At 44.5% G+C, this 7,007-nt stretch carries 4 protein-coding genes; all 4 read left to right on the plus strand.

Translation table 11 applies throughout. From position 1 onward, the window contains the following. Positions 1-202 precede the first annotated feature (202 nt). Positions 203-601: a Zn(2+)-responsive transcriptional regulator gene (gene zntR, locus R7H07_RS22535; protein WP_005382529.1), complete on the plus strand. Its 399-nt coding sequence runs from the start codon at positions 203-205 to the stop codon at positions 599-601. Between the two features lie 163 nt (positions 602-764). Next, positions 765-2,327 (plus strand): lysine decarboxylation/transport transcriptional activator CadC, encoded by a 1,563-nt coding sequence (gene cadC, locus R7H07_RS22540; RefSeq protein WP_005382530.1) that lies wholly within the window; start codon positions 765-767, stop codon positions 2,325-2,327. A 667-nt stretch (positions 2,328-2,994) separates the two neighbouring features. Continuing rightward, entirely contained in the window at positions 2,995-4,338 is a 1,344-nt protein-coding gene (cadB, locus tag R7H07_RS22545; protein WP_017635552.1) for a cadaverine/lysine antiporter, read from the plus strand. A 117-nt stretch (positions 4,339-4,455) separates the two neighbouring features. Beyond that, positions 4,456-6,591 carry a lysine decarboxylase CadA gene (locus tag R7H07_RS22550; RefSeq protein WP_017635553.1) on the plus strand — a complete coding sequence of 712 codons (2,136 nt, stop codon included), beginning with the start codon at positions 4,456-4,458 and terminating at the stop codon, positions 6,589-6,591. The last annotated feature ends 416 nt before the right edge of the window (positions 6,592-7,007 follow it).

Here is a 7,007-nt window from a genome sequence, read left to right on the forward strand (position 1 = left end):
TCTTGGGGTAAAATATTGGCCAGTTTTGGTAAAGACCTTTGCAGGGTGTTTTCTGGTTAGAAAACAGTCTCCACATTTGATGGCGCGTATTCTAACCAATTTATTACAAAAAAGCTCGCGCAATCGTTTGGCATCTCAAAAATAATTGCAAAAAAGTCGTTCTTTAGCTTTAAAAGTAACGAGATAGTTAATAGGGAAAGTTATGTTTCAGATAGGTGAACTGGCAAAACGTTGTGGTGTGACTGCCGATACATTGCGTTTCTACGAGAAAAACGCGCTAATAAAACCCGCAGGACGAAGCGAATCAGGCTACCGCTTGTATGATGAAGAGAATCAAAAGCAGGTGCACTTTATCCTCAAAGGTAAAGATCTTGGCTTGAGTCTGGATGAAATTAAAGACCTGTTAGAAATTAAGTTAGAAGCGACAGAACACAGCTGTGCAGAGGTAAAAGCCATTACTTCTGCTAAGTTAGAGCTGATTGATGGGAAAATTAACGAGCTGACGAAAATTCGCCGAGCTTTGAAGAAGATTAATGATGCTTGTTGTGGTCATACAGACGATGACGCCACACATTGCTCTATCCTCGCAGCACTTGAGTAGTCTCATTCTTGCATCACTTAACTTAAGTTTGCATTTTTGGCGACTTGCTTTTCTAGGTACACGCTGCTTTCCCACCTATAATCTTGCCTTTAGTTACTTGTAGGAATCGACCATTGTCTGATTCCTAGCGTAACGCTGTCTGTAGATACGAGAGTTTTCATACATGGTTGGAGTCTATTTTCAAATCAATGACTGGGTTTTGAGCGTGGATGAAAATAAGCTGTATCGACAAGATAGGGAAGTTACTGTTGAGCCACGCTTAATTAATCTTTTGCACTTCTTAGCGGAGCATGCGAATGAGGTGTTCAACCGCGAGGAATTGATTCAGTACGTTTGGGCTGGAGCGATTGTGACCGATCAAGTGGTGACTCAATCCATCTTTGAGTTGCGTAAGCTACTACGTGACGGTCGAGAGGAAAATACCAACTACGTTATCACGGTGCCCAAGCGTGGCTATAAGCTGGTAGCGAACGTGGTTACTATGACGCATGAAGAGTTTGTCACAAGTCGGCAAAATGAAGAGATCCCACCTTCGGTTGAAGAATCGGAAGAGGATTGTCTACCTATAGCACCAGCCGTTACCTTTCCTGCCGGTCCTCTAACTCGCGCGGTCTGCGAGATGTCAAAAGAGAAAAAAGCCCCTCAGAGCAAAAACAAAATCAGTCCTTGGCGATTGGGAATTATGAACTTCATCTGGATCAGTATGTTGGTCGTAGTGATGGGCGTGTTTACCTACAAGCAATCGGAAGTGCGTATTACCCAAGCCATCGATACCCATCTGATTGAGTTCAAATTTCAAGATAATTTTACGAATGAAGGATTAAGCTACGATTTGGCAGACGGATTCGCCCAAAAGTTGATGTCCGACATTGCTCAAGTCAGTGATTACCGAGTCATGCTAAAGAAGGCGTCGTTTACTTCTGGCATTGTGCCTGGTAAATCGGTTGTGGTGAGAGTTCGTGAGAATGACGGTGGCAGCTTTTTAGAGGTGGAATATCGCAATAACTCATCTGAAAAAGTGTTGTTTAGTCGTCAATACGCGTTAACCAGTAGTCATTTAAAGACAGTGCTTCAACAAGCATCGTTGGATTTGATGCAAGTGCTGAAAGTATCGGATGCCAAATTGAAATCTACGATGCTGGTGGCGGGAATGCCAATGAATCCCGACGCGTTGGAGTTGTTTGTTCAGGCTAACCATTACCTTAATGTCTCTGATACTAAACAATTCCGCCAAGGTATCGACTTGATGGAAAACATTTTAGAAATCGAGCCGGATAATGCTTACGTTCAAGCTGAGTTGTTGATTGCTTACCATGTACAAAAGGCACTTGATTTCTCACAGGAGTTGAAGAAAGGGCGAATGCAGCAGCTCAGTGAAGCACTAGAGACTAATGTGAAAATGATGGTGGGGCCAATTCAACCGCGAATTTATGAAGCTTTAGCACTGCACGAAACCATCATTGGTGACATGGCGTTAGCCAAGCGGCATCTCGGACAGGCATTGAGGTTACGTGATTCAGTGCTTTCCTATGTGATTCGCGGTAAGCACGCCGAATTGGATGGTGATCTGGATTTAGCCAGTGAGTCTTACAGTGAAGCTTTCTATATTGATACGTCGGTTGAGACGTACCTGCTGTGCGAAAACTTGGTCTTCCCAAGTAACATGAAGGCGATTGATTACGCCATGTATCGCGCCGTTCACCCTTCTGTCGTTCGAATGCTTTAATTCTCTCGGACTCAACGTCAGTCTAATGCTAGCCCCTCATTTCGGTGAGGGGCTTTTTTGTCGCTGTCGAAAAGTGAAAAGGGTGAGGCGGTGGGGCAATGACTTACGAAGGAGCTAACAACGCAAGCTTGCAACGGGAATACATACCCGCTTTGCTTCTCTATCTCTATCTCTATCTCTATCTCTATCTCTATTGATTGTATGAAGTGTCTGGATGAGTTATGTGGCGAGAATGATTTTGGTGCCTTCTTGCATGCGAGATGAATATTGACTTGGGTCAAGAAGCGCGATCAGGGAGAGATTTATGGAATCAACACTTCAGGGAATTAACCCTTCGGGATGGGGAAGTTGATAGAGGTTGATAACTTTTATCGCGATGACCAACGAGTTGATGAGAGTTTATCTATCGGTAGAAGGTTTGATGTTTTTCTTGTAACTGTATGAATAATATAGTTTTATGTTTTTGTGTTTATCATGTTTATCTCAACTTGATGTTGATGAACTAATCATTTTATTGATAACACCAAGTTTATTTTTTTCCCGATTTTTGGGCGTAGTCTTCACTTCGAAATTTAGCGAGGTCGAGAAGGTTCCTCCTCATAGCATCTCGCTAATAACCATTCAGTTTGAGTCATGTTGACTCGAGTAGAATAGATTTGGAGATGTTATGTCATCGAATGCGAAAAAAATCGGCCTTATTGCCTGTACGGGTGTCGTAGCCGGTAACATGATGGGTAGTGGTATTGCACTATTACCTTCTAGTCTTGCCTCTGTAGGCTCTGTTTCAATCTTCAGTTGGCTGATCTGTTTGGTCGGTGCACTGAGTCTGGCGTTCGTTTACGCTCGTCTGGCAACCAAAAACCCACAAGAAGGTGGTCCTATCGCTTATGCTGGCGAAGTGTCTCCGGTATTTGGTTTCCAAACGGGCGTTCTTTATTACCACGCGAACTGGATTGGTAACCTGGCTATTGCCATTACAGGTGTTTCTTACCTTTCAGTATTCTTCCCTGTGCTTAATAACCCAATTCCAGCAGGTATTGCGACGATTGCATCGGTATGGATCTTCACTTTCGTCAACCTACTTGGTGGTAGCTGGGTAAGCCGTCTATGTACGCTTGGTTTAGTTCTTATCCTTATCCCAGTTGTTGGTACAGCTGCATTTGGTTGGACGCACTTCGATACTGCGCTTTACAGCCAAAACTGGAACGTATCAGCAGGCACTGACAGCCACGCGGTAGTAACAGCGGTTCTTATCTGTCTATGGTCATTCGTAGGTGTGGAATCAGCAGCGGTATCGACGGGTATGGTAGAAAACCCTAAACGTACTGTACCACTAGCAACTATGTTAGGTACTGGTATCGCAGGTGTGATTTACATCCTATCAACTCAAATGATCAGCGGCATGTTCCCAGCGTCAGAAGTTGCGGCATCAGGTGCGCCATTTGCATTGGCAACCACTGAGCTATTCGGTAGCTGGACTGCACCATTCGTATCAGCATTCACAGCACTAGCATGTTTCACTTCGCTAGGTTCTTGGATGATGCTGGTGGGCGAGGCTGGTAAACGTGCAGCAAGCGATGGCAACTTCCCTAAAATCTACGGCGAAACTGACAAAAACGGTGTGCCTAAGAAAGGTCTAATCCTTGCGTCAATCAAGATGACTGCACTGATGGTTGTACTGATGTTCTTCAGCTCTAAAACAGCACACGCATCAGACCTGTTCAACCAGCTAACGACTGACGCAGTTCTACTAACAATGCTGCCTTACTTCTACTCAAGCATTAACTTGATTCGCTTCGAAGGTATGACAACACGCAACGGCTTCGTAATGCTGTTCTCTGGTGTGGCTTGTCTGTTCTGCTTCATCGCACTAGCAGGTGCAGAGGGCGGTACGCTAACAGCAACCTTCATCGTGTCTCTAGTTATCTTGATGTTCTACAGCAAAAAAGCAGGTCTTGCTCAGTACGTGAAAATGCACGCTGAAGACATGCCTGCCCAAGCAAGCAACTAATCCCCAAAACGCTGGCACTACGGTGCCAGCCCATAAAACCCAAATTCACGCGGCGCTCACCTTACTCATTGCCTGTAAATGGCAAAGAGCGCCCTCATTCGCCTTGGAGATGTCCAAATGAATATATTCGCTATCTTGAACCACATGGGTGTGTTCTTTAAAGAAGAGCCAGTTCGTCAACTTCACGCTGCTCTTGAGAAAGCGGGCTACGAAGTGGTTTACCCAGTAGATGATAAAGACTTGATCAAAATGATTGAGATGAACCCACGCATTTGCGGTGTGTTGTTCGACTGGGATAAATACTCACTTGAGCTATGTGAACGTATCAGCCAAATCAACGAAAAACTGCCTGTTCACGCATTTGCTAACGAACAGTCTACTCTAGACATTTCACTAACAGACCTACGTCTAAACGTGAGCTTCTTCGAGTACGCTTTAGGTATGGCTGACGACATCGCTATCAAAATCAACCAAGCGACTGAGGCATACAAAGATGCCATCATGCCTCCATTCACTAAAGCGCTATTCAAATACGTAGAAGAAGGTAAATACACCTTCTGTACTCCAGGTCACATGGGCGGTACTGCATTCCAGAAAAGCCCTGCTGGTAGCATCTTCTACGATTTTTACGGTCCAAACACATTCAAAGCGGACGTATCAATCTCAATGCCTGAACTAGGTTCTCTACTAGACCACTCAGGTCCACATAAAGATGCAGAAGAATACATCGCACGCACATTCAATGCAGACAGCTCGTACATCGTAACTAACGGTACGTCTACATCGAACAAAATCGTTGGTATGTACTCAGCACCTGCTGGCAGCACAGTACTGATTGACCGTAACTGTCACAAATCTCTGACTCACCTAATGATGATGAGCGACGTGACACCAATCTACTTCCGCCCAACTCGTAACGCATACGGCATCCTTGGTGGTATTCCACAAAGCGAATTCAGCCGCGATGTCATTGCAGAGAAAGTGGCGAAAACACCAGGTGCAACAGCACCAACTTACGCAGTAGTGACTAACTCAACTTACGATGGCTTGCTGTACAACACACAATTCATCAAAGAGTCGCTAGATTGTAAACACATCCACTTCGACAGTGCTTGGGTGCCTTACACTAACTTCAACCCAATTTACGAAGGTAAATGTGGTATGAGTGGTGAAGCGATGCCAGGCAAAGTGTTCTACGAAACACAATCAACACACAAACTGTTGGCTGCGTTCTCACAAGCTTCAATGATTCACGTGAAAGGTGACTTTGATAAAGAATCTTTCAACGAAGCATTCATGATGCACACTTCAACTTCACCTCAGTACGGCATTGTTGCTTCTACTGAAACTGCAGCGGCAATGATGCGCGGCAACACTGGTAAGAAGTTGATGCAAGACTCTATCGATCGCGCAATCCGCTTCCGTAAAGAGATCAAACGCCTAGAAGCAGAAAGCGACAGCTGGTTCTTCGATGTATGGCAACCAGAAAACATCGATACCACGGAATGTTGGAAACTAGACCCTAGCGACACATGGCACGGCTTCAAGAACATGGATGACAACCACATGTATCTTGATCCAATCAAAGTAACGCTACTGACTCCTGGGATGAATAAAGAAGGCGAACTAGAAGAATCAGGTATTCCTGCTTCGCTGGTGGCTAAATTCCTAGACGAGCGCGGCATCGTGGTAGAGAAAACAGGTCCATACAACTTGTTGTTCCTATTCTCAATCGGTATCGACAAATCAAAAGCAATGCAATTGCTACGCGGTCTAACTGAATTTAAACGTGGCTACGACTTGAACCTAACCATCAAGAGCTTCCTACCTTCGCTATACAACGAAGACCCAAGCTTTTATGAAGGCATGCGTGTTCAAGAACTAGCACAAGCGATTCATGACCTAACTAAGAAATATAACCTACCTGAGCTAATGTACAAAGCGTTCGATGTACTTCCAGAAATGAAAGTAACACCACACGCAGCATGGCAAGAAGAGCTTCGTGGCAACATCGAAGAAATCAAACTGGAAGAAATGGTTGGCCGCGTAAGTGCGAACATGATCCTTCCTTACCCTCCAGGTGTGCCACTAGTACTTCCTGGTGAAATGGTGACTCAAGAGTCTCGCCCTGTGCTGGACTTCCTAGAAATGCTTTGTGAGATCGGTGCGCATTACCCAGGTTTCGAAACCGACATCCACGGTCTATACCAACAAAAAGATGGTAGCTACACCGTAAAAGTATTGAAGAACTAAGTTCCTCTCGAAGATGACGCCATTGGGAATGCAAGCATGCTCCACTCTTACGAGCTCAATGCGTCATCGAACAATAACGACATTTAGATATACCCCTAACTAATCTGTCGTAAAGAGAAGGGCAAGGATGCTCTGATCTTTTCTTCTATATAGAAGAAACACTTTTCCAAGACTTCACCTGAAGTACCCCAAATAAAAAGCAAAGACCAAAAGAGCAGTTCGTCATCGTTCTGCTCTTTTTTCGTCTTTATATAGATAGAAAGAGAAAAAAGAACCAAGAGAGATAAGATCGTTGAGTATTTATGCAGAGTGCTCGTTATTTGTTCGGTTGAGAGTTTTTTTGCAAAAAACGCTTGTACTAATTTCTCAACTCCCTATACTGCGCATCCACCGACACGGAGTGAGACGAAAGTCAC

This window comes from Vibrio sp. Vb1127 (assembly GCF_033338735.1).
In the GTDB taxonomy this organism is placed as follows: Bacteria; Pseudomonadota; Gammaproteobacteria; order Enterobacterales; family Vibrionaceae; genus Vibrio; species Vibrio alginolyticus.

What these genes read in the sequence shown, in the direction of transcription:
- zntR (WP_005382529.1), top strand. Translation starts at nt 203, where the DNA reads ATGTTTCAGATAGGTGAACTGGCAAAACGTTGTGGTGTGACTGCCGAT.
- cadC (WP_005382530.1), top strand. Translation starts at nt 765, where the DNA reads ATGGTTGGAGTCTATTTTCAAATCAATGACTGGGTTTTGAGCGTGGAT.
- cadB (WP_017635552.1), top strand. Translation starts at nt 2,995, where the DNA reads ATGTCATCGAATGCGAAAAAAATCGGCCTTATTGCCTGTACGGGTGTC.
- R7H07_RS22550 (WP_017635553.1), top strand. Translation starts at nt 4,456, where the DNA reads ATGAATATATTCGCTATCTTGAACCACATGGGTGTGTTCTTTAAAGAA.